General features: G+C 67.5%; 26 protein-coding genes. 17 read left to right on the top strand and 9 right to left on the bottom strand.

Annotation, left to right across the window (positions count from 1 at the left end):
* Window positions 1-25: 25 nt before the first annotated feature.
* Window positions 26-1,591, top strand: a complete 1,566-nt coding sequence (bcsG, locus tag FPJ27_RS25920; protein ID WP_204426190.1) for a cellulose biosynthesis protein BcsG — start codon at window positions 26-28, stop codon at window positions 1,589-1,591.
* Entirely contained in the window at window positions 1,573-1,770 is a 198-nt protein-coding gene (locus FPJ27_RS25925; protein WP_152858840.1) for a hypothetical protein, read from the top strand. Before bcsG ends, FPJ27_RS25925 begins: the two co-directional genes overlap by 19 nt.
* A gap of 54 nt (window positions 1,771-1,824) precedes the next feature.
* On the opposite strand, the gene FPJ27_RS25930 is transcribed toward FPJ27_RS25925, so the two are convergent.
* Genes FPJ27_RS25930 through FPJ27_RS25945 form a run of 4 tightly spaced genes read right to left on the bottom strand, consistent with a single transcriptional unit; the run spans window position 1,825 to window position 5,057 of the window.
* A complete protein-coding gene (locus tag FPJ27_RS25930; RefSeq protein ID WP_204426191.1) occupies window positions 1,825-2,718 on the bottom strand; it encodes a pirin family protein in 894 nt (297 codons plus the stop codon).
* Window positions 2,719-2,750: 32 nt separating this feature from the next.
* Window positions 2,751-3,143, bottom strand: a complete 393-nt coding sequence (locus FPJ27_RS25935; RefSeq protein WP_034183342.1) for an OsmC family protein — start codon at window positions 3,141-3,143, stop codon at window positions 2,751-2,753.
* 47 nt (window positions 3,144-3,190) lie between these two features.
* Window positions 3,191-4,771 (bottom strand): sodium:proton antiporter, encoded by a 1,581-nt coding sequence (locus FPJ27_RS25940; RefSeq protein ID WP_072435776.1) that lies wholly within the window; start codon window positions 4,769-4,771, stop codon window positions 3,191-3,193.
* 25 nt (window positions 4,772-4,796) lie between these two features.
* Window positions 4,797-5,057, bottom strand: a complete 261-nt coding sequence (locus FPJ27_RS25945; protein WP_072435775.1) for a XapX domain-containing protein — start codon at window positions 5,055-5,057, stop codon at window positions 4,797-4,799.
* On the opposite strand from FPJ27_RS25945, the gene FPJ27_RS25950 reads away from it, so the two are divergent.
* Together FPJ27_RS25950 and FPJ27_RS25955 are read left to right on the top strand one after the other, a co-directional pair.
* Window positions 5,056-5,331, top strand: coding sequence for a hypothetical protein (locus FPJ27_RS25950; RefSeq protein ID WP_204426192.1), 276 nt, complete (start codon window positions 5,056-5,058; stop codon window positions 5,329-5,331). The two genes, FPJ27_RS25945 and FPJ27_RS25950, sit on opposite strands and share 2 nt — an antisense overlap.
* A gap of 8 nt (window positions 5,332-5,339) precedes the next feature.
* Window positions 5,340-6,026: a hydrolase gene (locus tag FPJ27_RS25955; protein ID WP_072436401.1), complete on the top strand. Its 687-nt coding sequence runs from the start codon at window positions 5,340-5,342 to the stop codon at window positions 6,024-6,026.
* 22 nt (window positions 6,027-6,048) lie between these two features.
* On the opposite strand, the gene FPJ27_RS25960 is transcribed toward FPJ27_RS25955, so the two are convergent.
* On the bottom strand, window positions 6,049-6,972 hold the full coding sequence (locus FPJ27_RS25960) for a LysR family transcriptional regulator (protein WP_072435774.1): 924 nt from the start codon (window positions 6,970-6,972) through the stop codon (window positions 6,049-6,051).
* Between the two features lie 103 nt (window positions 6,973-7,075).
* Between FPJ27_RS25960 and FPJ27_RS25965 the strand changes: the two genes are divergently transcribed.
* The 6 genes from FPJ27_RS25965 to FPJ27_RS25990 all read left to right on the top strand — a co-directional run bounded on the left by FPJ27_RS25965 (window position 7,076) and on the right by FPJ27_RS25990 (window position 12,802).
* Entirely contained in the window at window positions 7,076-7,243 is a 168-nt protein-coding gene (locus tag FPJ27_RS25965) for a DUF1427 family protein (protein ID WP_204426193.1), read from the top strand.
* Between the two features lie 20 nt (window positions 7,244-7,263).
* Entirely contained in the window at window positions 7,264-9,153 is a 1,890-nt protein-coding gene (locus FPJ27_RS25970) for an amidohydrolase (protein WP_204426194.1), read from the top strand.
* 1 nt (window position 9,154) lies between these two features.
* On the top strand, window positions 9,155-9,616 hold the full coding sequence (locus FPJ27_RS25975) for a DoxX family protein (protein ID WP_204426195.1): 462 nt from the start codon (window positions 9,155-9,157) through the stop codon (window positions 9,614-9,616).
* Between the two features lie 26 nt (window positions 9,617-9,642).
* Entirely contained in the window at window positions 9,643-10,557 is a 915-nt protein-coding gene (locus FPJ27_RS25980) for a glyoxalase (protein ID WP_204426196.1), read from the top strand.
* Window positions 10,554-11,249 (top strand): YoaK family protein, encoded by a 696-nt coding sequence (locus FPJ27_RS25985; RefSeq protein WP_204426197.1) that lies wholly within the window; start codon window positions 10,554-10,556, stop codon window positions 11,247-11,249. Before FPJ27_RS25980 ends, FPJ27_RS25985 begins: the two co-directional genes overlap by 4 nt.
* A gap of 74 nt (window positions 11,250-11,323) precedes the next feature.
* Window positions 11,324-12,802: an alginate export family protein gene (locus tag FPJ27_RS25990; protein ID WP_204426352.1), complete on the top strand. Its 1,479-nt coding sequence runs from the start codon at window positions 11,324-11,326 to the stop codon at window positions 12,800-12,802.
* A 106-nt stretch (window positions 12,803-12,908) separates the two neighbouring features.
* On the opposite strand, the gene FPJ27_RS25995 is transcribed toward FPJ27_RS25990, so the two are convergent.
* On the bottom strand, window positions 12,909-14,495 hold the full coding sequence (locus FPJ27_RS25995; protein WP_204426198.1) for an acid phosphatase: 1,587 nt from the start codon (window positions 14,493-14,495) through the stop codon (window positions 12,909-12,911).
* A gap of 221 nt (window positions 14,496-14,716) precedes the next feature.
* On the opposite strand from FPJ27_RS25995, the gene FPJ27_RS26000 reads away from it, so the two are divergent.
* The 4 genes from FPJ27_RS26000 to FPJ27_RS26015 all read left to right on the top strand — a co-directional run bounded on the left by FPJ27_RS26000 (window position 14,717) and on the right by FPJ27_RS26015 (window position 18,590).
* Window positions 14,717-16,066, top strand: a complete 1,350-nt coding sequence (locus tag FPJ27_RS26000; RefSeq protein ID WP_204426199.1) for a cytochrome c peroxidase — start codon at window positions 14,717-14,719, stop codon at window positions 16,064-16,066.
* 136 nt (window positions 16,067-16,202) lie between these two features.
* The gene (locus FPJ27_RS26005; RefSeq protein WP_072444405.1) at window positions 16,203-16,589 is read left to right on the top strand and encodes an RT0821/Lpp0805 family surface protein; all 387 of its coding nucleotides are present in this window, start codon (window positions 16,203-16,205) and stop codon (window positions 16,587-16,589) included.
* An 11-nt stretch (window positions 16,590-16,600) separates the two neighbouring features.
* On the top strand, window positions 16,601-17,071 hold the full coding sequence (locus FPJ27_RS26010; RefSeq protein ID WP_204426353.1) for an NUDIX hydrolase: 471 nt from the start codon (window positions 16,601-16,603) through the stop codon (window positions 17,069-17,071).
* Window positions 17,072-17,384: 313 nt separating this feature from the next.
* Entirely contained in the window at window positions 17,385-18,590 is a 1,206-nt protein-coding gene (locus FPJ27_RS26015) for a hypothetical protein (RefSeq protein ID WP_204426200.1), read from the top strand.
* Between the two features lie 128 nt (window positions 18,591-18,718).
* On the opposite strand, the gene FPJ27_RS26020 is transcribed toward FPJ27_RS26015, so the two are convergent.
* On the bottom strand, window positions 18,719-20,428 hold the full coding sequence (locus FPJ27_RS26020; RefSeq protein ID WP_204426201.1) for a glutamine--tRNA ligase/YqeY domain fusion protein: 1,710 nt from the start codon (window positions 20,426-20,428) through the stop codon (window positions 18,719-18,721).
* Between the two features lie 252 nt (window positions 20,429-20,680).
* On the opposite strand from FPJ27_RS26020, the gene FPJ27_RS26025 reads away from it, so the two are divergent.
* Both FPJ27_RS26025 and FPJ27_RS26030 read left to right on the top strand, forming a co-directional pair.
* Window positions 20,681-20,890: an ornithine acetyltransferase gene (locus FPJ27_RS26025; RefSeq protein ID WP_011656605.1), complete on the top strand. Its 210-nt coding sequence runs from the start codon at window positions 20,681-20,683 to the stop codon at window positions 20,888-20,890.
* Window positions 20,891-21,055: 165 nt separating this feature from the next.
* Entirely contained in the window at window positions 21,056-21,604 is a 549-nt protein-coding gene (locus FPJ27_RS26030) for an alpha/beta hydrolase (RefSeq protein WP_204426202.1), read from the top strand.
* A gap of 48 nt (window positions 21,605-21,652) precedes the next feature.
* Here the strand turns inward: FPJ27_RS26030 and FPJ27_RS26035 are convergent, their stop codons facing one another.
* Window positions 21,653-22,873 (bottom strand): CaiB/BaiF CoA-transferase family protein, encoded by a 1,221-nt coding sequence (locus FPJ27_RS26035; RefSeq protein WP_204426354.1) that lies wholly within the window; start codon window positions 22,871-22,873, stop codon window positions 21,653-21,655.
* Window positions 22,874-23,127: 254 nt separating this feature from the next.
* On the opposite strand from FPJ27_RS26035, the gene alaS reads away from it, so the two are divergent.
* Complete coding sequence (gene alaS, locus FPJ27_RS26040; RefSeq protein ID WP_204426203.1) at window positions 23,128-25,752, top strand: alanine--tRNA ligase; 2,625 nt, start codon at window positions 23,128-23,130, stop codon at window positions 25,750-25,752.
* 237 nt (window positions 25,753-25,989) lie between these two features.
* Here alaS and FPJ27_RS26045 read toward each other — a convergent pair whose 3' ends face one another.
* The gene (locus FPJ27_RS26045; protein ID WP_204426204.1) at window positions 25,990-26,904 is read right to left on the bottom strand and encodes a LysR substrate-binding domain-containing protein; all 915 of its coding nucleotides are present in this window, start codon (window positions 26,902-26,904) and stop codon (window positions 25,990-25,992) included.
* Window positions 26,905-26,948 lie beyond the last annotated feature (44 nt).

The raw sequence follows: 26,948 nt of genomic DNA on the forward strand, positions 1-26,948 counted from the left end.
GCGCGCTCATCATGGAGTGGGTTAGATGGCGTTCTGGAATCTGTATTTCATCCTGAAGTTCGCGCTGTTCGCGACCGGGCACCTGCAGCCGCTGTGGCTCGCGAACCTCGCGTTCGCGGTGGCGCTCGCGGCGAGCGCGCCGGTGCGGCGGCGTGCATGGCGCATCGTCCGGCAGCTCACGGCGATCGCGATCGCGGTGCCGCTGCTCGCGCGCGAGATGCATGCGCCGCCGCTCGCACGCCTCGTCGAGGCCGCGCGCGAAATGAGCACGTTCCGCGTCGACTACTGGATGGAACTGCTGCCGCGCCTGCTGCCGCCCGCGCTCGTGCTGACGGTGGCCGGCGCGCTGATCGTCTATTTCATCGTCAACCGCTGGCTGCGCGTCGCGACGTTCGTGCTGGCCGTGCTGATCGTGATGCCGCTGTGGCAAGCGGGCAGCGGCCTGATGGCGCGCGTGGCCGCACCGGCCACGCAGCAGGCGAACGCGCAGGGCACGACGACGATGGGGCGCGCCGACCAGCCCGAGGACCGCAACGCCGCGCTCGCGACGTTCCGTGCACAGGAGTCGCAGCGGCAGGTCGCGTTCGGCCATCTCGGCAACGATCCGGCCGCGCAGTTCGACGTGATCGTGCTGCACGTCTGCTCGCTGTCGTGGGACGATCTCGATGCGGCGAAGGTGCGCAATCACCCGATGCTGAGCCATTTCGACTACCTGTTCTCGAACTTCAGCACCGCCGCGAGCTACAGCGGCCCGGCGGCGATCCGCGTGCTGCGCGCGAGCTGCGGGCAGGAGGCGCACGCGGACCTGTACAAGCCCGCGCCGCAACAGTGCCAGCTGTTCGCGCAACTCGCGAGCGCCGGTTACACGGTGCAGTCGCTGCTGAACCACGACGGCCACTTCGACAACTTCCTGCAGGTGATCCACGACAACATCGGCGCGGCCGACGCGCCGATGGTCTCGAACGCGGCCGCGCCCGTCGCGATGCACGCGTTCGACGGCTCGGCGATCAAGGACGACTACGGCACGCTCGCGAACTGGTATGCGCAGCGCGGGGCGGTGCAGGGGCCTGTCGCGCTGTACTACAACACGATCAGCCTGCACGACGGCAACCGCGTGGTCGGCAGTTCGCTGACGAGCATCGATTCGTATCCGCAGCGCGCGACGAAGCTGATGAGCGACTTCGACCGTCTCGCCGACCTGATCGCGCAATCGGGCCGCCGCGCGGTGATCGTGTTCGTGCCCGAGCACGGCGCCGCATTGCGCGGCGACAAGAACCAGGTTGCGGGCCTGCGCGAGATCCCGACGCCGCGCATCGTGCACGGGCCGGTAGGCGTGCGGCTCGTCGGCTTTGCCGGCAACCACGGCGCGACGACCGTGATCGAGCAGCCGACCAGCTTCCTCGCGCTCGCGCAGCTGCTGTCGAATCTCGTGTCGAACAGCCCGTTCAAGCCGGGCGCGACGCTCGCGCAATATGCGGCGGACCTGCCGCGCACGCGGATGGTCGGCGAGAACGAGGGTACGGTAACGATGCAGACAGCCGCGGGCTACGCGGTGAAAACTCCGGATGGCGTATGGATCGACGAACAGTAATCCTTCCCGGCGACGGCGACGACGATCGCCTGTCGCAGCCGAACGACGTGCTCGGCCTCGCGCGGCATCTGCCCGCGCTCGACCCGGAGCGCTATGTCGACGAGCAGGCGCGCCGCGCGTTCATCGAGTCGCTCGAGCGCTGGCCGACGCTCGCGAAACTGATGGGATTGAAGCGGTAAACGAACGACGGCCGGCATGCGTGCCGGCCGTCGCCTGCTTGCGGGCGAACCTGCCTATTCTGCCGGTCGCGCCCTGCGTTCCGGCTGGCGCGTCCATTCGTCTTCCTCGCCCGGCACCTTGCCGAAGGTCTGCGCGGCCCACGCTGCGCGCGCCGCTTCGATCTTCGCGCGCTCGCTCGATACGAAATTCCATTCGATGAAACGCTCGCCCGGCAGGTGTGCGCCGCCGAGCAGCATCACGCGCGCGCCGTTCGCGCTGGCGAGCGCAACGGTCGCGCCCGGTTCGAGCACGGCCATCGTCGCGGGGGCGAGCGGCGTGCCGTCGATGGTGAGGTCGCCGTCGACGAGATACACGCCGCGCTCGTCGTGCTCCGCATCGAGCGCGAGCTGGCCGCCCGCCGCGAATTCCGCATATGCATAGAGCGTCGGCGAGAACACGGCGACCGGCGACGTAAGCCCGAACGCGGTGCCCGCGATCACGCGCACGCTCGCGCCGTCGCGCGCGAACGACGGCAGCGTGTCGGCCGGATGATGGACAAATGCGGGCGCGGTGTCCTCGTGCTCGACCGGCAGCGCGACCCAGGTCTGGATCCCGTGGACCGGCTGCTCGCGCGGGCGGTCCTCGTCGGGCGAGCGCTCCGAATGCACGATGCCGCGGCCGGCCGTCATCCAGTTCACGTCGCCCGGCACGATCTTCTGCCGGAAGCCGAGGCTGTCGTGATGCATCAGCGAGCCGTCGAACAGGTAGGTGACGGTCGCGAGCCCGATGTGCGGATGCGGCAGCACGTCGATGCCGCGGCCGGCCGGCAGCACGGCCGGGCCCATCTCGTCGAAGAAGATGAACGGGCCGACGAGGCGCGCGGCGCGCGCGGGCAGCACGCGGCGCACGACGAGGTTGCCGATGTCGTTTTCGCGCGGCGTGAGCAGGGTCTTGATCGATGCGGTCATGATGGGGAACTCGTGTTCGGTGCGGTGGGCGGTCAGGCGATCGCCGTGTCGATCGTGATCGGATGCGTGAGGATCTTGTGTACCGGGCACGCGTTCGCGATCTGCAGCAGGCGCTCGCGCTGTTCGCCGGACAGGTCGCCTTCGAGCGTGATGCGGCGCACGATCGTGCTGCCCGCGCTGCCCGATTCGTGCGCGAGCTTCACGTGTACTTCGGCGAGCGGCCAGCCCTTGCGCTGCGCATACATCTTCAGCGTGATCGCGGTGCAGGCGCCGAGGCTCGACAGCAGCAGCGCGACGGGCGTCGGCGCCGCATCGCCGCCGCCGAGCGGCGCCGGTTCGTCGGCACGCCACTGGTGGACGCCATCGCTGAAGTGGACCAGGTAATCGACCGAGCCGATGCTCGCTTCGACGGACAGTTCGCTCATTGCAGTTCCATGGGGGAAAGGGGGAGGGCCGGCGGCTTGGCCGGACGTTACGGTTCGAGCAGCCGCTGCAGCCGCAGTTCCTCGAAATCGAGCTCCGATTCGATCCGGTGCAGCACCGTGTCGTCGACCTTGCCGTCGCGATGCAGGTCGAGCAGCGCCTGGCGCGACACGCCGACGAGTTCGAGCTCGACGCGCAGCATCCGTGCTCGCATGTCGGCCGGCTCGGCACCATGCCGATGCGCGCGTTCGTTGAACATGACGCGGTTGCGGTATTCGGCGAGCAGGCGGTCGAGCGAAGGGCGCTCGAGGTTCGACCCGCGCTGCTCCAGCGCGTCGAGTTCGGCGAGCGCCGCGCCGAACGTATGCGCGCGCACCGCGTGCTCGGACATCGTGTGCCGCGCGACGGGCCGCAGCTTCAGCACGCGGATCAGCGGCGCGAGCGTGCCGCCCTGCACGACGAGCGTCGCGATGATCAGCAGGAACGTGCTGAACAGGATCAGGTCGCGGCCGGGAAAGTTGCTCGGCAGCGCGATCGCGGCCGCGAGGCTCACGACGCCGCGCATGCCCGACCAGCCGAGCACGACGGCCTCGCGCCACGACCACCGCGCGTGGCCCGCGCGCGGTGCGCGCAGGCGGTCCGGCAGCCACATCGCGACGAATACCCACACGACGCGCGCACCGATCGCGGCGGCGGTGGCGGGCAGCGCGACGCGCAGGCCGGCCATCAGCACCGCGCCTTCGTGGTTCACGCGCACGAGGATCGCGTGCAGCGCGAGACCGATCAGGATGAACACGAGCGCATCGAGCACGAACACGATCGCTTCCCACGTCGCCTTCGCCTTGATCCGCAGGTCGGCGTCGAACACGCGATGCTGGCGCACGCCGAGCACGAGGCCGCAGGTCACCACCGACAGCACGCCCGAGCCGTCGACGGCTTCCGCGATCCCGTAGCTGCCCCACGCCATCGCGAAAGTCACGACGATGCCGAGCATCGGGTCGCGCAGGCGCGGCAGCACCCAGCACATCGCATGGCCGCACGCGAGGCCGACCGCGATGCCGATCAGCGTCAGCGAGAAGAACAGGCCGGTGGCGCTCGCGGCCGTGATCGACACGGCGAGCGCGGCCGACACGGCCATCTGGTACAGCAGCAGGCCCGACGCATCGTTGACGAGGCTTTCGCCTTCGAGCACCGCGACGAGCCGCGCGGGCAGCGGGTAGCGCTGCAGGATCGCCTTCGCGGCCACCGCGTCGGGCGGCGACACGATCGCGCCGAGCGTGAAGCACGCGGCCCACGGCAGCGCCGGGTTCGCGGCACGCACGGCCACGGCGACCGCGACGGTCGTGAACGCCACCGCACCGAGCGCGAGCGACGCGATCGATGCGAGCTCCTGCCTGAATTCCTTCCATGCGGTGTAGAACCCGCTCGACATCAGCAGCGGCGGCAGTACGGCCGCGAGCAGCAGCGCCGGGTCCATGTCGGGCACGCGCTTGCCGGCGATCGCCACCGCGCAGCCGCCCAGCAGCAGCACGACGGCCGGCGGAATCGAGATTCGTTCGGCGAGCCACGTGAGCGCGCCCGCGCCGCAGATCAACAGCAGCAGGTAGTGGAACAGCTCGACGTTGGTCATGCGCGGCCTGCGGCGACGGCGTGCATCACGACGGCTTGCGGTCGTTCGCGGCGCCACCCGGCAGCGCGCCGAACATGTGCTGGCTGCATTGCGCGTCGCGCCATGCGGTATTCAGCCGGTGTCCGGAAAGCATCCGGCGCGCGACGGGCAGGATCTGTTCGCCGGCCAGCATGCCGAGCAGGCCGGTGAGCGCGATGATGGGCGGCGCCGGCGAATTCACGCCGAGCGCGCCGTAGATGACACCGGCGAGAATGCCGGCGAGCAGCGACAGAAAATACGGTTTCATGATGAAAACCTCTCGTGATAGGCTGGTCGGGCGCGAAGGGCGCGCCTTCAATGTGCTGGAAGCGTATCGGGTTTACGTGTGGAAAAAAAGGGCGGATTGCCCTTGGGAGACCCCTCTTTCGGAATTCGATCGATTCCGTTTCTTGGATGTTCGAGCTGCGACTTTTCCGATTAAATGGCTGCAACCGGAAGACGCAAATCCGGGGCAACGCACAGTCGGCTCCTCGTACTTTCCGATCGAGGCAAGCCTTAAACGTTTCCTGTCCAAAGGATGATTCGCGCCATGAGCAACCCCAAGCTTGAAGTCCTCACTCCCCAGAACAGCCAGTTGATCTTCATCGACCAGCAGCCGCAGATGGCATTCGGCGTGCAGTCGATCGATCGCCAGACGCTGAAGAACAACGTCGTCGGGCTCGCGAAGGCAGCGAAGGCATTCAACATTCCGACCACGATCACGACGGTGGAATCGGAGAGCTTCTCCGGTTACACCTATCCCGAACTGCTCGACGTGTTTCCGAACCAGAAGACGCTTGAACGCACGTCGATGAACTCGTGGGACGACCAGAAGGTGCGCGACGCGCTGGCCGCGAACGGCCGCAAGAAGGTGATCGTGTCGGGCCTGTGGACCGAAGTCTGCAATACGACGTTCGCGCTCTGCGCGATGCTCGAAGGCGACTACGAGATCTACATGGTGGCCGATGCATCGGGCGGCACGTCGAAGGACGCGCACGACTTCGCGATGCAACGGATGATCCAGGCTGGCGTGGTGCCCGTCACGTGGCAGCAGGTCGCGCTCGAGTGGCAGCGCGACTGGGCACGCCGCGACACCTACGACGCCGTGATGGCGATCGCGAAGGAGCACTCGGGCGCGTACGGGATGGGCGTCGACTATGCGTACACGATGGTCCACAAGGCCGAACAGCGCACCGCGACGCCGCACGAGTCGCTCGCGCCGGTGCCGGCGAAGTAACGGGCCGCGTGCCGCCGCGCGTTCAAACGGGCGGCAGTGCCCACGGCGCGTGTGTCAGATTCTCGACGAGAAAGTCGAGCAGGGCCGTCACACGCGCCGCACGCAGCATGCCGGGCGGCGTGACGAGGTTGACGTTGATGTCGGGGATTTTCCAGTCGTGCATCACTTCCTCGAGCTCGCCGCTTTGCAGCGCATCCCACACCAGGAACGCCGGCTGCAGCGCGAGGCCGTGGCCGGCGATCAGCGCGGGGCAGAGGACGTCGGCGTTGTTGGCGCGAATGCGCCCGCGCACGGGCACGCCGAATTCGTCGCCCGACGCCGTGTGGCGAAAGCGCCAGTATTCGGGTGTCGGTATGTTCGTGTAGGTCAGGCACACGTGCTGGTCGAGTTCGCTCGGATGGGTCGGCCGGCCGCGCCGGTCGAGATACGCGGGCGATGCGACGAGCGGCCGGCGCACGGCGCAGAGGCGGCGCGCGCGCAGCGACGAATCGTTCAGTTCGGCGATCCGGATGGCGACGTCGAAGCCGCCGGACACGATGTCGACGAAGTTGTCGGTGAGCACGAGGTCGACGTCGACGCGCGGGTAGCGCTCGAGAAACGCGGGCAACAGCGGCGCGAGATTGCACAGGCCGTAGGACATCGGCGCGTTCACGCGCAGCAGGCCGTGCGGTTCGAGCGCGTGCGCGGACGCCTCGCCTTCGATCAGCTCGGCGTCGGCGAGCAGCCGGATCGCGCGATCGCGCAGCAGTTCGCCGGTCGGTGTGAGCGACAGCTTGCGCGACGTGCGGTACAGCAGCATCGAGCCCAGGCGTTTTTCGAGACGCGCGATCGCTTTCGACACCGTCGGTTGCGATATGCCGAGCAGGTCGGCGGCCTTGGCGAACGAACCGGTTTCCGCGACGCGCGCGAAGATGGCCCAGGCTTCGAGATCGGGAAGATGTTGCATGGCTGGAAGGCGTGGCAGGGAAGCGAAGCGGATTCGGCGGCAGCGGATCGCGCCGATGGCGCGCGGCAATGCGGGTCATTCTAATCCAGTCGGGAGGGAGCATATGGAATCGTATGTCGTTTCACTGGGCGCCGGCGTGTTGATCGGCGTCGTATACAGCGTGATCAAGGTGCGCTCGCCCGCACCGCCGCTGATTGCACTGGTCGGGCTCGCCGGCATGCTGATCGGCGCAGCGGGCATCGCGCCGGTCCGTCACTGGCTCGGCTTCTGATTGCATCGAGGACCCAATTGATGAGCGCAACCGACACTCAACCCGATCTCATCCTGCACAACGGGCGCATCACGACGCTCGATCGTGCGAACCCCGTCGCCACCGCCGTCGCGATCAAGGACGGTCGCTTCGTCGCGGTCGGCGGTAACGCGGACGTGATGCCGCTCGCGGGCCGTGCGACGAAGGTCGTCGATCTCGACGGCCGCACCGTGCTGCCGGGCCTGATCGACAACCATACGCACGTGATTCGCGGTGGCCTGAACTACAACATGGAACTGCGCTGGGACGGTGTGCCGTCGCTCGCGGTCGCGATGGACATGCTCAGGCGGCAGGTCGCGATCACGCCCGCGCCGCAATGGGTGCGCGTGGTCGGCGGCTTCACCGAGCACCAGTTCGCCGAGAAGCGCCTGCCGACGATCGAGGAGCTCAACGCCGCCGCGCCCGATACGCCGGTGTTTATCCTGCACCTGTACGACCGTGCGCTGCTGAACGCGGCCGCGCTGCGCGTGGTCGGCTACACGAAGGACACGCCCGAGCCGCCGGGCGGCACGATCCTGCGCGACGCCGCGGGCAACCCGACCGGGCTGCTGCTCGCGAACCCGAACGCGACGATCCTCTACGCGACGCTCGCGAAGGGGCCGAAGCTGCCGTTCGAATACCAGTACAACTCGACGCGCCACTTCATGCGCGAACTGAACCGTCTCGGCGTGACGGGCGTGATCGATGCGGGCGGCGGTTCGCAGAATTATCCCGACGATTACGAAGTGATCCGCAAGCTGCACGACGCGGGCGAGATGACGATCCGGATCGCGTACAACCTGTTCACGCAGAAGCCGAACGCCGAGAAGGAAGACTTCGTGAACTGGACCAAGAGCGTCAAGTATCACGACGGCACCGACTATTTCCGCAACAACGGCGCGGGCGAGATGCTGGTGTTCTCGGCGGCCGACTTCGAGGATTTCCGCGTCGCGCGGCCGGACCTGCCGGCGCAGATGGAGGACGATCTCGAAGGCGTCGTGCGCGTGCTCGCGCAGAACCGCTGGCCGTGGCGCATGCATGCGACCTACGACGAAACGATCGACCGCGCGCTCGACGTGTTCGAGAAGGTCAACAAGGACATCCCACTCGAAGGCCTGAACTGGTTCTTCGATCACGCGGAAACCATTACCGAAAAATCGATGGACCGTATCGCGGCGCTGGGCGGCGGCATCGCGGTGCAGCACCGGATGGCGTACCAGGGCGAATACTTCGTCGAGCGTTATGGCGCGCAGGCGGCCGAGGCGACGCCGCCCGTCGCGAAGATGCTCTCGAAGGGCATCAAGGTGTCGGCCGGCACCGACGCGACGCGCGTTGCGTCGTACAACCCGTGGGTGTCGCTCGCGTGGCTCGTGACGGGCAAGACGGTCGGCGGGCTGCGCATGTATCCGCAGCGTAACCTGCTCGATCGCGAGACCGCGCTGCGGATGTGGACCGAATACGTGACCTGGTTCTCGAACGAAGAGGGGAAGAAAGGGCGCATCGCGGTCGGGCAGCTTGCCGACCTGATGGTCCCGGATCGCGATTTCTTCACATGTGCGGAGGATGATATCGTCGACACGACAGCGTTGCTGACGGTGGTCGGCGGCAAGATCGTATGGGGCGCGGGGCCGTTCGCGTCGCACGACGCGCCGATTCCGCCCGCGATGCCGGACTGGTCGCCCGTGCGTGAGTACGGCGGCTACGGCGGCTGGGGCGCGACGCAGCGCAACGGCGCACCGTTGCAGCGTGCGGCGGCCGCCGCGATGTGCGGCTGCGCGAGCGCGTGCAGCGTGCACGCGCATGCCCATGCGAGCGCGTGGGGCAGTGCATTGCCGACGTCGGACGCGAAGGGCTTCTGGGGCGCGTTCGGTTGTTCGTGCTGGGCGGTCTGACATGGCGGCCCCGATCAAATCCGGCGGCTTCGGCAACCCGGCGTGGGTCCGCGCGCTGCTGGCGCAGCCGTGGGTCCTGCCGCTCGTGCGCCTCGCGCTGGTGTCCGCCTACCTGATCGGCGGCGTCGCGAAGGCGCTGGATTTCGACGGCGCGGTCGCCGAGCAGGCGCATTTCGGCCTGCATCCGGCCGCGCTCTGGGCGGCGCTCGCGATCGCGGTCGAGATCGCCGGCTCGCTGTGCGTGGTGTTGAACCGCTTCACGTGGCTCGGCGCCGGCAGCCTCGGCATGCTGACGCTCGTCGCGATGCTGGTGGCGAACGATTTCTGGAATCGCACGGGCGCCGATCATTTCATGGCGCTCAACAGCTTTTTCGAGCATCTCGGGCTGATCGCCGCACTCGTGCTCGCGATGCCGCTCGCCGATGCGAAGCACACGGCCGGCGACGGCCGTACCACTCGATGACGATGAAACAACAAGGAAATCCTGTGATGAAAACGATTCGTTCCGCCTTGCTCGCGCTTGCGATCGCCGCCGGCCTCGTCGCGGCGCCGGCGTCGTACGCGAAGCCGCCCGTGCCGCCGGCGGCCACGCCGGCGCTTGCCGTCGGGCCGCAATACGACACGACACACGTATACGTCGCCCCCGAGGATTTCGATCGCTTCACCGACAGCTTCGTCGCGACGTTCGGCGGCAGCAAGTCGAAGCAGGGCGTGTTCCAGGTCACGCCGACCCCGAGCCAGACGATGTCGCAACTCGTTTTCACGCCGGCGGGCACGATCTCCGTGTTCGGCTTCAAGACGCCCGTGCCCTGGCCGTTCGGCGCGGAGCGCACGGGTTATCTCGTCGCCGACATGGACGCGGCGATGAAGGTGGCGCGCGAGCATGGCGCGGAAGTGATCGTCGACACGTTCCCCGATCCGATCGGCCGCGATGCGGTGATCGCGTGGACGGGCGGCGTGAAGATGCAGCTGTACTGGCACACGCAGGCGCCGAACTACGCGGCGCTGCAGACGATCCCCGAGAACCGCGTGTATGTGTCGCCGCAGAGCGTGCGCAAGTTCGTCCATGATTTCGTCAAGTTCTCGAACGGCAAGGTGGTGTCCGACAACCTCAAGGCGCCCGGCATCGAGATCGGCCGGCCGAACGACACCTATCGCCGCATTCGCATCACGTCGGGCTTCGGCAAGATGACCGTGCTCGTGACGGACGGCCAACTTCCTTACCCGTACGGCCGCGAGATGACCGGCTACGAAGTGCCGGATCTGGCCGCGACGCTGAAGCAGGCGCAGGCCGCGGGCGTGAACGTGCTCGTGCCGTCGTATACGGCGGACGGGCGCGATGCGGCGCTCGTGCAGTTCCCCGGCGGCTACGTCGCCGAGATCCACGCGAGCGCGGCGCGATGAAGCACGAAGACACGATCCTTTCCGCGGTGGCCGGCTTCGTCGATACGCTGAGCTTCGTCGCGCTGTTCGGACTGTTCACCGCGCACGTGACGGGCAACTTCGTGCTGATCGGCGCGGGCGTCGCGGGGTTCGGGCAGGGCGTCCTGCTGAAGCTCAGCGTGTTTCCCGCGTTCGTGTGCGGCGTCGTCACGAGCAGCCTGATTGCGCGCGCGCTCTCCGCGCGACCCGCATGGCAGGGCGCGCGAGCGCTGCATACGGTGCAGGCGGTACTGCTGCTCGGCTTCTGCGCGGCCGGCGTGTGGGCGACGCCCGTGACGCAATCCGACAGCCTGCCGGTGCTGGTGGCGGGTTTCGTCGGCACGTTCGCGATGGGCGTGCAGAACGCGCATCCGCGCGTGATCGCGCGCGCCGGCGTGCCGAACACGGTGATGACCGGCAACGTCACGCAGGCGATCCTCGATGTCGTCGACCTGCTGTCCGCCGGCACGGCCGACAGCGTGCGCGCGACGGCACGCGCGCGCTTCGCGAAGATGCTGCCGGCGATCGTCGCGTTCGCGCTCGGCGCGGTATGCGGCGCGCTGGGTTTTCGCCATATCGGGTTCTGGGCGCTGCTTGTGCCCGCCGGCACGCTCGCGGTGCTGGCCGCATGGACGGGGGTGTCCGCCCGTACCGGCACGCAGGAGCATGCATGATCGTGCAGCGTGGAGGGGCGCGTCGCGACCGCGGCGGGCGAGCAGGCCGGACCGAGGCAGGCGGTCGCGAACGGATGGCCGCGACAAGCGGACAGCGTGCCGCGACGACCCGAGGCAGACGCTTCGACCGGGTTGCCCGCGCATCGGTTGTCGCGGGGCTGCTGCTTGCGGGTGCCGATGCGGCGTTCGCGGACACGGCGACTGCACCGGCGGCGGACAGCGCGCCCGCATCGACGTGCACGGCCAAGCGGCCGACCGTGCTGTTCAACCGCTGGCAGGAAGACTGGTCGGTGCTCGCGAATCCATGCGTGCCGCGCGCGCCGCTCGACGGGTTGAAATACATCCCGCTCGGAAACGATCCGTCATCCTATCTTTCGCTCGGCGTGAACCTGCGCGAGCGTCTGGAAACCAACGACGCGCCGCTGTTCGGGACCGGCTCCGCGCAATCGGACACGTACCTGATCCAGCGCGTCGAAGTGCATGCCGATGCGCATCTCGGCCAACACTGGCAGTTCTTCGTGCAGTTGCAGGACGACCGCGCGTTCGGCAAGAACACGATCTCGCCGGTCGACAAGAACCCGCTCGATCTCGAACAGGCATTCGCGACCTACACGGGTGCGCTCGGCGGCGGCACGTTCAAGTTGCGCGTCGGCCGGCAGGAGATGGCGTTCGACCTGCAGCGTTTCATCGCCGCGCGCGATGGCCCGAACGTGCGGCAGGCGTTCGATGCGGTGTGGGCCGACTACGAATATCAAAAGTGGCGCTTTATCGCGTATGCGACGCAGCCCGTGCAGAACCGCACCGTGTCCGCGTTCGACGACGTGTCGAACCGCAACCTCACGTTCAGCGGCGTGCGCTTCGAGCGGCAGTCAGTCGGGCCCGGCGACCTGTCGGGCTACTGGTCGCGCTACAACCGCAGCAACGCACGCTTTCTCGACGCGAGCGGCGCCGAGCGCCGCGACGTGTGGGACGTGCGCTACACGGGCACGCAGGGGCGCTTCGACTGGGATCTCGAAACGATGCTGCAGACGGGGACGGTCGGCAGCAGCTCGATCCGCGCGTGGGCGCTCGGCTCGATCGCAGGCTACCGGCTCGATGCGCCATGGTCGCCGCGCGTCGCGCTGCAGGTCGACGCGGCGTCGGGCGACCGGCATCCGCACGACGGCCGCATCGGCACCTTCAATCCGCTGTTTCCGAACGGCTATTACTTCACGCTCGCGGGCTTTACCGGCTACTCGAACCTGATCCACGTGAAGCCGTCGGTGACGCTGAAGCCGTCGCCGAACCTGGCGCTGCTCGGCGCGCTCGGTTTCCAGTGGCGCGAGACGACCGGCGACGCCGTCTACCAGCAGGGCAACGCCGTGGTGCCGGGCACGGCCGGCAAGGGCGGGTTGTGGACGGGGATGTACGTGCAGCTGCGGGCGGACTGGACGATCGCCGCGAACCTGATCGGCGCGGTCGAAGCCGTGCATTTCCAGGTCGGCGACGCGATCCGGCAGGCGGGCGGGCACAACGCCGACTATGTCGGCGTCGAGCTCAAGTACGGCTGGTGACGAAGGGGCGCGACAACGACGCGCACTCATGAACGAAGGGCGGCCATGAGGCCGCCCTTCGTTCGTCCGGACCGGCAGCGCCGCCGGCCCGTTCGTCGCGATGCCGTTACAGGTTCGGCGACAGCGTGAGCGCGTTCGTCAGGTCGCCCATCGGCTGCGCGCCGTTGGCCTTCAGCGCGTCGTCGCGCTGTTGCAGGCCCGCGAGGCGCGGCAGCGAGTAGCGGCGCGTGATGAAGCGCAGGATCGAGCCCGTGTCGTACTGCGTGTGGTCGACGAAGCCCTTCTTCGCATACGGCGACACGATCAGCGCCGGAATGCGCGTGCCCGGACCCCAGCGGTCGGCGGTCGGCGGCGCGGCGTGATCCCAGAAGCCGCCGTTTTCGTCGTACGTGACGACCACGACCATGTTCTTCCACTGCGGGCTCGCCTGCAGGTGCGCGATCACGTCGGCGATGTGCTGGTCGCCCGACGTGACGTCCGTGTAGCCCGGGTGCTCGTTCAGGTTGCCCTGCGGCTTGTAGAACGTCACCGCCGGCAGCGTGCCCGCGTCGATCGCCTTGATGAACTCGGCGCCGTTCGCGCCGCCGTCGAGCAGGTGCTGCGCGCGGTTCGCGGTGCCCGGCGCCTGGTTCGCGAAGTAGTTGAACGGCTGGTGGTGCGGCTGGAAGTTCGGCGTCGACAGGTCGGCGCCGTAGATCACGTTCGACGTGCCGTTCTGGCTCGCCTGCAGCGCCTGGCCCCACGCGCCGCTATACCATGCCCACGACACGTTCGCGCTGGTCAGCAGGTCGCCGATGTTGGTGGCCGTCTGCGGCGGCATCGTCGACGCGTTGGCCGGGTCGGCGAGCAGCGGGTCGCCGCCCGTGGCCGCCTTGTTGCCGCTCGGCTGATACGGCGGCTGCATCGTGTTGACCGCGAAGAAGTCGGGCGTGATCGCGCCGTCGTTGACGAACTTCGGCGGGCCGCTCAGCGCGGAGGCGGGCGAATTCGCGGCGACCTTCAGCGACTTGCCGTCCGCGTTCAGGACCGCGATCTTGCCGGCCGCGGGGCTCGTGTTCGCGTTCGCGTAGAACGGCGCGCACGCGCAGATCAGGTACTGGTGGTTCAGGAACGAGCCGCCGAACGCGCCCATGAAGAAATTGTCGGCGAGCACGTACTGCTGCGCGATCTTCCACAGCGGCAGCTTCGACGGGTCCGGCGTGTAATGGCCCATCGTCAGGCCGCCGGCATCGGTCCACGCGGCGTACATGTCGTTCTTGCCGCCGTTGATCTGCATCTGGTCCTGGTAGAAGCGGTGCACGATGTCGCGCGTCGCGATGCTCATCGGCTGGTTGAAGCCGTTCGGATCGTCGATCGCGAATGGTGCGTTCGGCAGGTTCGCCGTCATCGCCTCGGTGAGCGCCGGCGTGATGCCGGTCGCGGTCAGGCCGCCCCAGACCTTCGGCAGCGTCGCCATCGTCGAGCCGTCGCGATCCTTCTGCACCGAGTTCGCGGCCGTTGCGTTCTGCAGGCCGTTCGCGCCCGGGAAGTTACCGTACAGGTTGTCGAAGCTGCGGTTTTCCGCATAGATCACGACAACGTTCTTGACGGCCGACAGGCCCTGTTGGGTGACGTCGTCGCCGCCGCAGGCGGTCAGGCTGAGCGCGGCCGCGAGGGCGATCGGCGTATGGCGAATCCAGGCGTGCTTCTTCATGCGATGTTCTCTCTTTCGTCGTTGGTCGCGTGTGGGAACCGGGGTGGCTTGGGGCCGGCGCAGCAGGCGCCGGGCGCCGACCGGCTGCGCGCATTATCTGGAACCCGTTTGACAGGCGGGTGTAGGGGCGCTTTCAATTGACTGTCGGCGGAACGTCACGCGACGGACACGGAACTGACATAAGCTCCGGCCGATTGCCCACCGCTACCCATAGAACGACGATGCCCACCACCCCGAAATCCTTTGCGTCCGCGCGATCGTTGATCCATGCCGCGGCGGCCCTGGCGCTGGCTGCCGGGCTCGCGGCGCTCGCCGGTTGCGATGCGCGGCCCGGCACGAATTCGCCGGCGGCGGCCATCGTGCCGGCCGCCCAGGCCGCGCCGGTCGCGCCCGCGGTCGCACCGGCCAGCCAGCCGCAGACGCGTGCGCAGGTGTTCGAGGGCGTGAAGCAGATGACGGCGCTCGGCAAGCAACTGTTCTCCGATCCGTCGCTGTCGGGTTCCGGCAAGCTCGCGTGCGCGTCGTGCCACAGCGCCGAACATGCGTTCGGGCCGCCGAACGCGCTGTCGGTGCAGCTCGGCGGCGACGACATGCATCGCATCGGGTTCCGTGCGGCGCCGTCGCTGAAGTACTTGCGCGGCATCCCGCCGTTCAGCGAGCATTTCCACGATTCGCCCGACGAGGGCGACGAAAGCATCGACGCGGGCCCGACCGGCGGGCTGACCTGGGACGGCCGCGTCGACACGCGCGACGCGCAGGCGCGCATTCCGCTGCTGTCGCCGTTCGAGATGAGCAGCTCGCCGGCGCGGGTCGCGCAGGCGGTGCGCGCGGCGCCGTATGCGGACGCGTTCCGCAAGGCATTCGGCGAGCGGGTGCTCGGCGACGATCAGGCCGCCTTCGACGCGGTGTTGCGTGCGCTCGATGCGTTCCAGCAGCAGCCTGCGCTGTTCGATCCGTACACGAGCAAGTACGACGCGTACCTGGCCGGCCGCGCGCAGCTCACGCCCGCCGAGTTGCACGGTCTGCAACTGTTCAACGACGAGAAGAAGGGCAATTGCGCGAGCTGCCACATCAGCCAGCGCACGCTCGAAGGCGGCCCGCCGCAGTTCAGCGATTTCGGGCTGATCGCGATCGCGGTGCCGCGCAACCGCGCGCTGCCTGTGAACCGCGACCCGAGCTTCCACGATCTCGGCGCGTGCGGCCCCGAGCGCACCGACCTGAAGGGCCGCGACGAATTCTGCGGGCTGTTCCGCACGCCGTCGCTGCGCAACGTCGCGCTGCGCAAGACGTTCTTCCACAACGGCGTGTATCACTCGCTCGAGGACGTGATGCGCTTCTACGTCGAGCGCGACATTCATCCGGAGAAGTTCTATCCGGTCGTGCACGGCAAGGTGCAGATCTACGACGACCTGCCGAAGCGCTACTGGCCGAACATCAACCGCGAACCGCCGTTCGACCGCAAGCGCGGCGAGCAGCCGGCGCTGAACGCGGCCGAGATCAAGGACGTGATCGCGTTCCTGGGCACGCTGACTGACGGATATCAACCCGGGTCGACGCAGGCGGCCCGCTAGGGCCCGTTATTAGAGGGAACAGGCCCGAAAGCGTCGCGCGCGGCACGCATGCTATGCTCGCTCGCTGACGGGCGTGGCGCGTGCCGGTTCGCCGGCATGCACCGCGCCGTTCGATCGAACATCCAAGGAGAACAACATGTCGATGCGTGCATCCCTTTCCGTCGTCACGCGTGTGCTGGCCGGCGCCGCGTGCGTTGCCGCGATGCTGCCCGCCCACGCGCAGAACAATCTGAACTTCCTGAACGACACGCCGCTCAGCTATTTCAGCAAGGCCGACACCGCATCGCTGTCGAAGGCCGCCGCGAAGGTGCGCGACGAAGGCAAGGACGGCGAGACGACGACGTGGCAGAACAGCGGCAGCCGTACGCAGATCGAGGCGAAGCTCACGCCGACCACGACCGAGACGGACGGCAAGACCTGCCGCGAAATCACCACCGACATCACCGCGAAGGGCCAGACGATGACGCTCAAGCCCGTCTACTGCAAGACGGCCGCGGGCAAGTGGCAGTTGCAGAAGCGCTGAGCACGCGGGTGATGAAGCGGGGCGACGCGCCGCGCGCGGTGTCGTGCGGCGTCGTGATCCTCGATGCGGGCGGCCGCGTGTTCCTCGCGCACGCGACGGACACCACGCACTGGGACATCCCGAAGGGGCAGGGCGAGCCCGGCGAGACGCCGGCCGACGCGGCGCTGCGAGAGCTGCTCGAGGAAACCGGCATCGAGTTCGCGCCGGCCCGGCTGCTCGATCTCGGCCGCTTCGCGTACCGGCACGACAAGGACCTGCACCTGTTCGCGGTGCTGGTGGCGGACGGCGAGATCGATCCCGCGCTGTGCACGTGCACGTCGCTGTTCCCGAGCCGTCGCGACGGCTCGATGATTCCCGAGATGGATGCGTACCGCTGGACCGCGCCGGGCGATATCGACGCGTATGCGAGCCGCAGCCTCGCGCGGCTGTTTCGCACGAAGCTGTCGCTGGCGGAACTGCATCGGCGGCTGTCGGGCGCGTGAAGGAACGCGGTGGCTTCCGTCACCGCGTCTCTTGGCTTCGTTGCATGCAATAAAAAAACCGGCCCTCGAGCCTAATGCCGTTCAGTTAAGAACTGAACGGCATTTTTTATTAGCAGCGCCACCCGATGGAACGGGTGGCGTTTTTTTTGCAATCGCGTCGCATGACGCACCGGGTTGCCATCGCGCTTCGGATTTCAGTGCGCGGATTCGCGGGTGGCGCAAGCGCGCCGGAGACGCTGGGCGATAGTCAGGCACTCGCCAGGACGATCGCAATGAGCCTGGCTTTCACACGTCTCAAAATGGAAAATTGGCCATGAGCAGCCCGTCGGGAATTAACCGTTCGTCACCGAGAATGCGGCAGTTGGAAACATCCCAGGTTATCGCCCCGCGCCCCGACAATTCGCGTCCCGGCGGGAGCGTATCGGGAGGCGGATCGTCACCACAGCTCCAGGCTTTGACGCCTCATTCGAGTACGGCGACACTGGTAACGAACAGGGCCCCCCTGCCCTCCGCACGCGCGTCATCGGCATCGGCACCCGCACCGGAAACCGGCTTTTCACCGGCGCCGACGGGAGGAGGCGCCAAGGACTGGGCGGAATGGTATGCAGCCAACGCGTCGAAAGTCGGCACGTCGGCGGGCGACGTAGCGGCAGGAAAACAAAGGAAGCTGCCGGAAGAACTCCCTCCGAGGCTCCAGGAGGCGCTCAGATTCCTCGAGAAAACGGGTGACCTCAAACAATATAGCTCTCCGAAAGAACTTGTCGACCACCTCAAGCAAGTGAACGACTCTCGGCCGGGTGTGGAATTTTTCAGCGAGACCAAGAGCCAGTTTCGCGTTTTCCCCGGTGAAATGGACCCCTCCAACAATGGGTTCCCGAAGAATTGGGACCTTGGAACACCCACGGCGCATGCGGTTCCGACCGAACTGGACCCGGCGACCACGACCTCCCTCGCACACGTCACCCGGCCGAGTGCGCTTCACCACTTCGATCACGCACAGGTCAATGTGGACAGTGGAGAGGGAGAATTCGGCAAAGGATTCTATCTGACGACTGGGCACGAGACCGCCGCACAAAACCAAATTGCTTCGGTCTGGAACAAGCCGGGCGCCAAGGAGAACCTTCAGGAGGTGCTTCGCTTCGACGTCGGAAACAACGTGTTGCGCAAGATGGTCGAGACGGATGGACAGCGCGATTTCCTCGTCCATGTGATGCAGAATCGCAATGGTTACCCGGAGGGCATGACCGAGCAGGCTGCCGTCGAGATGATCAATCAGATCAACGCGCAGGGAAAGGTTCTGATCTTTCCCGACAACAAGGACACCAAGGTCAAGATCGACTCGACCAACGAGAAGAGTTGGCACGAGTATGTCGAAATGAAAGGCGGGACCGGCGATCACTATATGGTGATCGGTCCGCAAAAGCCGGACGACCTACAAGGCATCCGGCAAATCGCGATGCGTTATCAGATGGGCGAGTTCATGATCAATTCGGTTCCGCGCTCGCATCAACAGATGTGAACCGAACAGATGGCGGTGGCCCGTACCGGCCCCGCTTCTGGAAAAGACCGGGCATCGCCCCTCGAGCCGGTTTTTTCATGGTCGCGCGACGTCGGCCCGAGGCCGCGCGCCGCGCGCGGAGCAGGCCGTCAGGCCGGCTTGCCCCAGCTGTCGCGCAGCCCGACGATCCGGTTGAACACGGGCTTGCCCGGCTTCGAATCGACACGGTCGGCAACGAAGTAGCCGTGCCGCTCGAACTGCAGGCGCGTTTCCGGCGCGATGTCGCTGTTGCCCGGCTCGACGTACGCCTGCACGATCTTCTTCGAATCGGGATTCAGCGCTTCGAGGAAGTTCGCGCCGCCCGCGTCCGGATGCGGCTCCTTGAACAGGCGGTCGTAGATCCGCACTTCGGCCGGCTGCGCATGCTTCGCGCTGACCCAGTGGATGTTGCCCTTGACCTTGTACGTGTTCGCGCCGTCGGTGCCCGACTTGCTGTCCGGGAAGTAGTTGCAGTGCACGGCCGTCACGTTGCCGTCGGCGTCCTTGTCGAAGCCCGTGCACTCGATCACGTAGCCGTAGCGCAGGCGCACCTTGTTGCCCGGGAACAGGCGGAAATAGCCCTTCGGCGGGTTCTCGACGAAATCCTCGCGCTCGATCCACAGCTCGCGCGAGATCGGGAACGTGCGCACGCCGCGCTCCGGGTGATGCGGATGCACGGGCGCCGTGCACGCTTCTTCCTGGTCTTCCGGATAGTTGTCGATCACGAGCTTCAGCGGATCGAGCACCGCGACCGTGCGCGCGGCCTTGTCGTCGAGGTCGTCGCGCAGCGCGCCTTCGAAGATGCTCATGTCGATCCACGAGTCGATCTTCGTCACGCCGATCCGCTCGCAGAACAGGTGGATGCTCTCCGGCGTGAAGCCGCGGCGGCGCACGCCGACGATCGTCGGCATCCGCGGGTCGTCCCAGCCGTCGACGTGGCCTTCGGTGACGAGCTGCAGCAGCTTGCGCTTGCTGGTGATCGCGTACGTGAGGTTCAGCCGCGAGAATTCGATCTGCTGCGGCAGCGGGCGCGTGAACACGCCGGCTTCCGCGAGTTCGTTCAGCACCCAGTCGTACAGCGGGCGGTGATCCTCGAATTCGAGCGTGCACAGCGAATGCGTGATGCCTTCGAGCGCATCCGAGATGCAGTGCGTGTAGTCGTACATCGGGTACACGCACCACGCGTCGCCGGTGCGGTAGTGGTGCGCGTAGCGGATCCGGTAGATCACCGGGTCGCGCATGTTCATGTTCGGCGAAGCCATGTCGATCTTCGCGCGCAGCACGTGCTCGCCTTCCTTGAACTCGCCGGCCTTCATGCGGCGGAACAGGTCGAGGTTCTCGTCGGGCGTGCGGTCGCGGAACGGCGACGGCTTGCCGCCTTCCGTCAGCGAGCCGCGGTTCGCGCGCATTTCGTCGGCGCTCTGGCTGTCGACATATGCCTTGCCGCGCTTGATCAGGAGCTCGGCGAATTCGTACAGCTTGTCGTAGTAGTCGCTCGCGAAATACTGGTGGTCGACCGCGTCCTTGCGCCAGTCGAAACCGAGCCAGCGCACCGCGTCGACGATCGAATCGACGTACTCGACGCTTTCCTTTTCCGGGTTCGTGTCGTCGAAGCGCAGGTGGCACACGCCGCCGTAGTCGCGCGCGACGCTGAAGTTCAGGCAGATGCTCTTCGCGTGGCCGATGTGCAGATAGCCGTTCGGCTCGGGCGGGAAGCGCGTTTCGACGCGGCCGCCCCATTTGCCGGTGCGGTTGTCGTCGTCGATGATGTTACGAATGAAGTTGGAAGCCGCGGGGGCGTCGTTGCGTTCGGTGCTCATGCGGTTGGCGTCAGGTTGTGTCGGCGCGTCGCGCCGGTTTAATCCTGTAATTCTACCTGACCGGGGTCCGTCCCGCGCGGCTTGCGGGTGAGGGCCGTTGCGTTCGCGATGCGTGCCGCAATATCTCGATAGTGTGTCGGCTGTAACACGACGTAAATCGGATTGCTCGCGCCGTTCGGGTTTTCCTATGATGGCTTCACCGATTCAATGCCGCCATTCGCGTAATTGCGTGGCGGGAGGAAGCCAATAATCATGATGAAGAAGACCACTTTTCTCGTTCGTACCGCGGTGATCGTCGCGGTGCTGTCGCAACTCGGCGCATGCGCGATGACGCATACGCAACGCAATGCCGGTATCGGCGCGGCCGCTGGCGGCGCGCTCGGTTACCTGATCACGGGCGGCCCGGTCGGCACGGTTGCCGGCGCGGCGGCAGGCGGCCTGGTCGGCGCCGGCGTGCGCTGATCGAAGCCGGCGCGATCGAGCGCCGGCCGGGCGTGACGCCGATTCGAGCGCGTCACGATCCGCTGCACATCCTTCCGGTTTTTTGACAGGCAGCATCAGGGAGAGGAGGGTGTGCGACACTTCGTCGACATCACATTACGACACCATTCGTCGACGAATCCTTTCATGAGCGCCCCCCTCGTTTTCGTCCTGCCGGGCTACGCCAATTCGGGCCCGCTTCACTGGCAAAGCCGCTGGGAGCGCGCAGATGCGCGCTTCTCGCGCGTCTCGATGCCCGACTGGGACCGCGCGTTCCGCAACGGCTGGTGTCTCGCGCTCGATCGCGCGGTCGAAGCCGCACACGCTCCCGTGCTGATCGCAGGTCACAGCCTCGGCACGCTGACCGCCGCGTGGTGGGCGACGCGTTATGCGCGTCCGGCCGCGCTCGCGAAAGTGCGCGGCGCGCTGCTCGTCGCGCTGCCCGATCCCGCCGGGTCGGCGTTTCCCGCCGATGCGCACGGCTTCGGGCCCGTGCCGCACGAGCGGCTGCCGTTTCCGACCTGCGTGGTCGCGAGCAGCGACGATCCGTACGGCTCGCTCGCGTTCGCGCGCGGCTGCGCACATGCATGGGGCAGTGAATTCCGCGACATCGGCCCGCGCGGCCACATCAACGCGGACAGCGGGCTCGGCGACTGGCCGGCCGCGCGCGGCTGGCTGGACGCGCTCGCGCGGTAGACGCCGGTCGGGTAGCCGTCGCCGCGCGAGCCGTTGAAGCGTCGATCGTCAGATCGCCTGCTTCGCCTTCAACGCCGCGATCCGTTCGTCGTCGTAGCCGAGCATGTCGCGCAGCACGTCGTCGGTCTGCGCGCCGAGCAGCGGCGGGGCCGTGCGCGCGTCGGGCGGCGTCGCGCTCATCCGGATCGGGTTGCGCACGAGCTGCACGTCCGCGCCGCACGGGTGCGGCAGCGACACCTGCATCCCGCGGGCGACGACCTGCTCGTTGTCGAACACTTCCTCCAGATCGTTGATCGGCCCGCACGGCACGCCGGCCGCTTCGAGCACGCCGATCCAGTCGGCCTTGCCGCGCGCCTTCACCATCTCCGCGAGGATCGGCACCAGCGTGTCGCGGTGGCGCACGCGCGACGGGTTCGTCGCGAAGCGCTCGTCGTCGGCCAGTTCGGGCCGGCCGCCGGCCTCGACGAACTTGCGGAACTGCCCGTCGTTGCCGACCGCGACGATGATCCACCCGTCGCTCGTCTGGAACGTCTGGTACGGCACGATGTTCGGATGCGCGTTGCCCCAGCGCATCGGCGGCTTGCCGCTCGCGAGGAAGTTGGTGTTCATGTTCGCGAGCAGCGCGACCTGCACGTCGAGCAGCGCCATGTCGATGTACTGGCCTTCGCCCGTGCGGTCGCGGTGCGCGAGCGCGGCGAGCACGGCGATCGTCGAGTAGAGGCCGGTCGCGAGATCGGCGATCGCGACGCCGGCCTTCTGCGGGCCGCCGCCCGGCTCGCCGTCGCGCTCGCCGGTGATGCTCATGAAGCCGCCGATTCCCTGCACGATGAAGTCGTAGCCCGCGCGGTGCGCGTACGGGCCCGTCTGGCCGAAGCCGGTGACCGAGCAGTAGACGAGATCGGGCTTCACCGCGCGCAGCGATTCGTAATCGAGCCCGTATTTCTTCAACTGGCCGACCTTGTAGTTCTCGAGCACGACGTCGCATTGCGCGGCGAGTTCGCGCACGATCTGCTGGCCTTCGGGCGTCGCGATGTCGATCGTCACCGAGCGCTTGTTGCGGTTCGCCGCGAGGTAGTACGCGGCCTCGGCGGTATCCGCGCCGTCCGCGTCCTTCAGGTACGGCGGCCCCCAGTGGCGCGTGTCGTCGCCGGCGCCGGGGCGCTCGACCTTGATCACGTCCGCGCCGAAATCGGCGAGGGTTTGCGCGCACCACGGGCCCGCGAGCACGCGGGTGAGGTCCAGCACGCGGATATGGCTCAGGGCACCCATCGTCGAATCGTCTCCTTTCATGGCTGGCCTCCGTTGCTCGGCAAGGCCGATTGGCATGCCGAGCATCTTAAGGCGAATCGGCCGCGCGGGTGGCCCGGCCGGGCCGGCCGGATGGCCGGACCGCTTTGCCGGCGCTTTGCCCGGAAGCCGGCCCCGATCCCGTATAATCGATCGTTTCCGAATCCATGCCGCCGCGCGCCCCGCCTGGGGCGACGGCGTTTGAAGCCGTCTTTGCCAGACTGTCCCCGCACGCCATGAAAGCTGCCGAAATCCGCGAGAAATTCCTCAAATTCTTCGAATCGAAGGGCCACACGATCGTCCGCTCGTCGAGCCTCGTGCCCGGTAACGACCCCACGCTGATGTTCACGAACTCGGGCATGGTCCAGTTCAAGGACGTCTTCCTCGGCACGGACCAGCGCCCGTATTCGCGTGCCACGACGGCGCAGCGCAGCGTGCGCGCGGGCGGCAAGCACAACGATCTCGAGAACGTCGGCTACACGGCGCGCCACCACACGTTCTTCGAGATGCTCGGCAACTTCTCGTTCGGCGACTACTTCAAGCACGACGCGATCCGCTTCGCGTGGGAGCTGCTGACCACGGTCTACCAGCTGCCGAAGGAAAAGCTGTGGGTCACCGTCTACCAGGAAGACGACGAGGCGTACGACATCTGGGCGAAGGAAGTCGGCGTGCCGGCCGAGCGCATCATCCGGATCGGCGACAACAAGGGCGCGCGCTACGCGTCCGACAACTTCTGGACGATGGGCGATACGGGCCCGTGCGGCCCGTGCACGGAAATCTTCTACGACCACGGCCCGGACGTGTGGGGCGGCCCGCCGGGATCGGCCGAGGAAGACGGCGACCGCTACATCGAGATCTGGAACCTCGTGTTCATGCAGTTCAACCGCGACGCGCAGGGCAACATGACCCGCCTGCCGAAGCAGTCGGTCGACACCGGCATGGGCCTCGAGCGCCTCGCCGCGGTGCTGCAGCACGTGCATAGCAACTACGAGATCGACCTGTTCCAGAACCTGATCAAGGCCGCCGCGCGCGTGACCGAGATCAGCGACCTCACCAACAACTCGCTGAAGGTGATCGCCGATCACATCCGCGCGTGCTCGTTCCTGATCGTCGACGGCGTGATCCCCGGCAACGAAGGCCGCGGCTACGTGCTGCGCCGGATCGTGCGCCGTGCGATCCGCCACGGCTACAAGCTCGGCCGCAAGGGTTCGTTCTTCCACAAGCTGGTGGCCGACCTCGTCGCCGAGATGGGCGGCGCGTATCCGGAGCTGAAGGAAGCCGAACAGCGCGTGACCGACGTGCTGCGCCAGGAAGAGGAGCGCTTCTTCGAAACGATCGAGCACGGGATGTCGATCCTCGAGGGCGCGCTGGCCGACGTCGAAGCGAAGGGCGGCAAGGTGCTCGACGGCGAACTCGCGTTCAAGCTGCACGATACCTACGGCTTCCCGCTCGACCTCACGGCCGACGTGTGCCGCGAGCGCGGCATGACGGTCGACGAGCCGGCATTCGACGACGCGATGGCGCGCCAGCGCGAGCAGGCGCGCGCGGCCGGCAAGTTCAAGGCCACGCAGGGCCTCGAATACACGGGCGCGAAGACCACCTTCCACGGCTACGAGGAAATCGCGTTCGACGACGCGAAGGTCGTCGCGCTGTACGTCGACGGTTCGTCGGTCAGCGAAGTGAAGGCCGGCCAGGATGCGGTCGTCGTGCTCGACCACACGCCGTTCTATGCGGAGTCGGGCGGCCAGGTCGGCGACCAGGGCGTGCTCGCGAATGCGTCGACGCGCTTCGCGGTGGCCGATACGCTGAAGGTGCAGGCCGACGTGATCGGCCACCACGGCTCGCTCGAGCAGGGCACGCTGAAGGTCGGCGACGTGCTGCGCGCGGAAATCGACGCGCACCGCCGCGCGCGCACGCAGCGCAACCACTCGGCCACCCACCTGATGCACAAGGCGCTGCGCGAGGTACTCGGCGCGCACGTGCAGCAGAAGGGCTCGCTGGTCGACGCCGAAAAAACCCGTTTCGACTTCGCGCACAACGCGCCGATGACCGACGACGAAATCCGTCGCGTCGAGCAGATCGTCAACAACGAAATCCTCGCGAACGCGCCGGGCATCGTGCGCGTGATGCCGTACGACGAAGCGGTGAAGGGCGGCGCGATGGCGCTGTTCGGCGAGAAGTACGGCGATGAAGTGCGCGTGCTCGACCTCGGCTTCTCGCGCGAACTGTGCGGCGGCACGCACGTCCACCGCACCGGCGACATCGGCTTCTTCAAGATCGTCGTCGAAGGCGGCGTCGCGGCCGGCATCCGCCGCGTCGAGGCGATCACCGGCGACAACGCGGTGCGCTACGTGCAGGAGCTCGACGCCCGCATGAACGAAGCGGCGGCCGCGCTGAAGGCGCAGCCGTCGGAGCTCACGCAGCGCATCGCGCAGGTGCAGGACCAGGTGAAGTCGCTCGAGAAGGAACTGGGCGCGCTGAAGTCGAAGCTCGCATCGAGCCAGGGCGACGAGCTTGCGCAGCAGGCCATCGAAATCGGTGGCGTGTACGTGCTGGCCGCGACGCTCGACGGCGCCGACGCGAAGACGCTGCGCGAAACGGTCGACAAGCTGAAGGACAAGCTGAAGAGCGCGGCGATCGTGCTGGCGGCCGTCGAAGGCGGCAAGGTCAGCCTGATCGCGGGCGTCACGCCCGACGCGAGCAAGAAGGTCAAGGCCGGCGAGCTCGTGAACTTCGTCGCGCAGCAGGTCGGCGGCAAGGGCGGCGGCCGTCCGGACATGGCGCAGGCAGGCGGCACCGAGCCGGCGAACCTGCCGGGCGCGCTGGCCGGCGTCAAGGGCTGGGTCGAAGAGCGTCTTTGATCGGCCTGGCCGGCGCGGCGCCCGAGAGGGCGGAGCGCCGGCCGGCACCGCTCGGTTCTTTTGGCGGAATCGCATGAAACGAAACGACCCGATCGGCCATTGGCCGGTCGGGTCGTTTTGCGTTTGCACGGGGTGCAGGTGGCTGATCCGCCCGCCATGCCTGACGCACGAGCGGTAGCCGGCCATGCAGACGGGCGGCGCGCGGGTGCGTCGTCGTGCGTCCGTCGGCGGATCGCGTCAGGCCGGCTGCGCCACGCGCGGCTTCTGCGCCGGGTCCGGCTGCCGCGCGGCTTCGCCAAGCGCATCGCGCAGCGCGGCGAGCGCCGCCGACGCATAACCCTGCCGCCACGCGAGCAGCGTATCGATGCCTTCGAGTTCGGGAATCGTGTGCGCGGCGATGTTGCCGGTCTCGGGCTGCAGGTCGAGCACCGAACGCGGCGCGACCGCGATGCCCGCGCCGGCCGCGACGCACGCGACGATCGCGTGATACGAGCCGAGTTCGAGCACGCGCGCCGGCTTCATCCCATGCGCGGCATACCACTGCTCGGCGTACTTGCGATACGCGCAGCCGCGTTCGAACGCGATCAGCGTCGGCAGGATCACGTCGCGCGGCGTGCGCACCGGCGGATGGCCGCGCGGCGTGAGCAGCACCAGATCCTCGCGGAAGACCGGCACCGTCTCGAACGAGTCGGGCAGCGTGTCCGGCGCGGGCGGGCGCGCGAACAGCGCGGCGTCGATCTCGAAGTCGCGCACCTTGCCGATCAGCCAGCCCGTCGTACCCGTCACCAGTTCGAGCGACACGTCGGGCCATGCATGGTGATAGCGCGCGAGCACGGTCGGCAGCCGGCTCGCGGCCGTGCTTTCCATCGTGCCGAGCCGCAACCGCCCGCGCGGCGTGTCCTCGCGCACCGCGTCGCGCGCCTCGTCGGCGAGCGCCAGCAGCCGCTCCGCATACGGCAGCAGCGTGTGCCCGGCCGGCGTCAGCACGAGCCGGCGGCCGTCGCGCACGAACAGCGCGGCGCCGAGTTCTTCCTCGAGTTGCTTGATGCGCGTCGTGACGTTCGACTGCACGCGATTGAGCTTCGCCGCCGCGCGCGTCACGCCGTTCTCGCGCACGACCGCCCGGAAAATCGCCAGCGCCGCCAGATCCATGATTCTCTCCAAGCGATGGATGGATTCTTAATTATTCATTTTTC

Origin of the sequence: Burkholderia sp. MS455, assembly GCF_016899445.1 — a bacterium.
GTDB classification, from domain to species: Bacteria; Pseudomonadota; Gammaproteobacteria; order Burkholderiales; family Burkholderiaceae; genus Burkholderia; species Burkholderia pyrrocinia_C.

What these genes read in the sequence shown, in the direction of transcription:
- bcsG (WP_204426190.1), top strand. Translation starts at nt 26, where the DNA reads ATGGCGTTCTGGAATCTGTATTTCATCCTGAAGTTCGCGCTGTTCGCG.
- FPJ27_RS25925 (WP_152858840.1), top strand. Translation starts at nt 1,573, where the DNA reads ATGGATCGACGAACAGTAATCCTTCCCGGCGACGGCGACGACGATCGC.
- FPJ27_RS25930 (WP_204426191.1), bottom strand. Translation starts at nt 2,718, where the DNA reads ATGACCGCATCGATCAAGACCCTGCTCACGCCGCGCGAAAACGACATC.
- FPJ27_RS25935 (WP_034183342.1), bottom strand. Translation starts at nt 3,143, where the DNA reads ATGAGCGAACTGTCCGTCGAAGCGAGCATCGGCTCGGTCGATTACCTG.
- FPJ27_RS25940 (WP_072435776.1), bottom strand. Translation starts at nt 4,771, where the DNA reads ATGACCAACGTCGAGCTGTTCCACTACCTGCTGCTGTTGATCTGCGGC.
- FPJ27_RS25950 (WP_204426192.1), top strand. Translation starts at nt 5,056, where the DNA reads ATGATGAAAACCTCTCGTGATAGGCTGGTCGGGCGCGAAGGGCGCGCC.
- FPJ27_RS25945 (WP_072435775.1), bottom strand. Translation starts at nt 5,057, where the DNA reads ATGAAACCGTATTTTCTGTCGCTGCTCGCCGGCATTCTCGCCGGTGTC.
- FPJ27_RS25955 (WP_072436401.1), top strand. Translation starts at nt 5,340, where the DNA reads ATGAGCAACCCCAAGCTTGAAGTCCTCACTCCCCAGAACAGCCAGTTG.
- FPJ27_RS25960 (WP_072435774.1), bottom strand. Translation starts at nt 6,972, where the DNA reads ATGCAACATCTTCCCGATCTCGAAGCCTGGGCCATCTTCGCGCGCGTC.
- FPJ27_RS25965 (WP_204426193.1), top strand. Translation starts at nt 7,076, where the DNA reads ATGGAATCGTATGTCGTTTCACTGGGCGCCGGCGTGTTGATCGGCGTC.
- FPJ27_RS25970 (WP_204426194.1), top strand. Translation starts at nt 7,264, where the DNA reads ATGAGCGCAACCGACACTCAACCCGATCTCATCCTGCACAACGGGCGC.
- FPJ27_RS25975 (WP_204426195.1), top strand. Translation starts at nt 9,155, where the DNA reads ATGGCGGCCCCGATCAAATCCGGCGGCTTCGGCAACCCGGCGTGGGTC.
- FPJ27_RS25980 (WP_204426196.1), top strand. Translation starts at nt 9,643, where the DNA reads ATGAAAACGATTCGTTCCGCCTTGCTCGCGCTTGCGATCGCCGCCGGC.
- FPJ27_RS25985 (WP_204426197.1), top strand. Translation starts at nt 10,554, where the DNA reads ATGAAGCACGAAGACACGATCCTTTCCGCGGTGGCCGGCTTCGTCGAT.
- FPJ27_RS25990 (WP_204426352.1), top strand. Translation starts at nt 11,324, where the DNA reads ATGGCCGCGACAAGCGGACAGCGTGCCGCGACGACCCGAGGCAGACGC.
- FPJ27_RS25995 (WP_204426198.1), bottom strand. Translation starts at nt 14,495, where the DNA reads ATGAAGAAGCACGCCTGGATTCGCCATACGCCGATCGCCCTCGCGGCC.
- FPJ27_RS26000 (WP_204426199.1), top strand. Translation starts at nt 14,717, where the DNA reads ATGCCCACCACCCCGAAATCCTTTGCGTCCGCGCGATCGTTGATCCAT.
- FPJ27_RS26005 (WP_072444405.1), top strand. Translation starts at nt 16,203, where the DNA reads ATGTCGATGCGTGCATCCCTTTCCGTCGTCACGCGTGTGCTGGCCGGC.
- FPJ27_RS26010 (WP_204426353.1), top strand. Translation starts at nt 16,601, where the DNA reads ATGAAGCGGGGCGACGCGCCGCGCGCGGTGTCGTGCGGCGTCGTGATC.
- FPJ27_RS26015 (WP_204426200.1), top strand. Translation starts at nt 17,385, where the DNA reads ATGAGCAGCCCGTCGGGAATTAACCGTTCGTCACCGAGAATGCGGCAG.
- FPJ27_RS26020 (WP_204426201.1), bottom strand. Translation starts at nt 20,428, where the DNA reads ATGAGCACCGAACGCAACGACGCCCCCGCGGCTTCCAACTTCATTCGT.
- FPJ27_RS26025 (WP_011656605.1), top strand. Translation starts at nt 20,681, where the DNA reads ATGATGAAGAAGACCACTTTTCTCGTTCGTACCGCGGTGATCGTCGCG.
- FPJ27_RS26030 (WP_204426202.1), top strand. Translation starts at nt 21,056, where the DNA reads ATGAGCGCCCCCCTCGTTTTCGTCCTGCCGGGCTACGCCAATTCGGGC.
- FPJ27_RS26035 (WP_204426354.1), bottom strand. Translation starts at nt 22,873, where the DNA reads ATGGGTGCCCTGAGCCATATCCGCGTGCTGGACCTCACCCGCGTGCTC.
- alaS (WP_204426203.1), top strand. Translation starts at nt 23,128, where the DNA reads ATGAAAGCTGCCGAAATCCGCGAGAAATTCCTCAAATTCTTCGAATCG.
- FPJ27_RS26045 (WP_204426204.1), bottom strand. Translation starts at nt 26,904, where the DNA reads ATGGATCTGGCGGCGCTGGCGATTTTCCGGGCGGTCGTGCGCGAGAAC.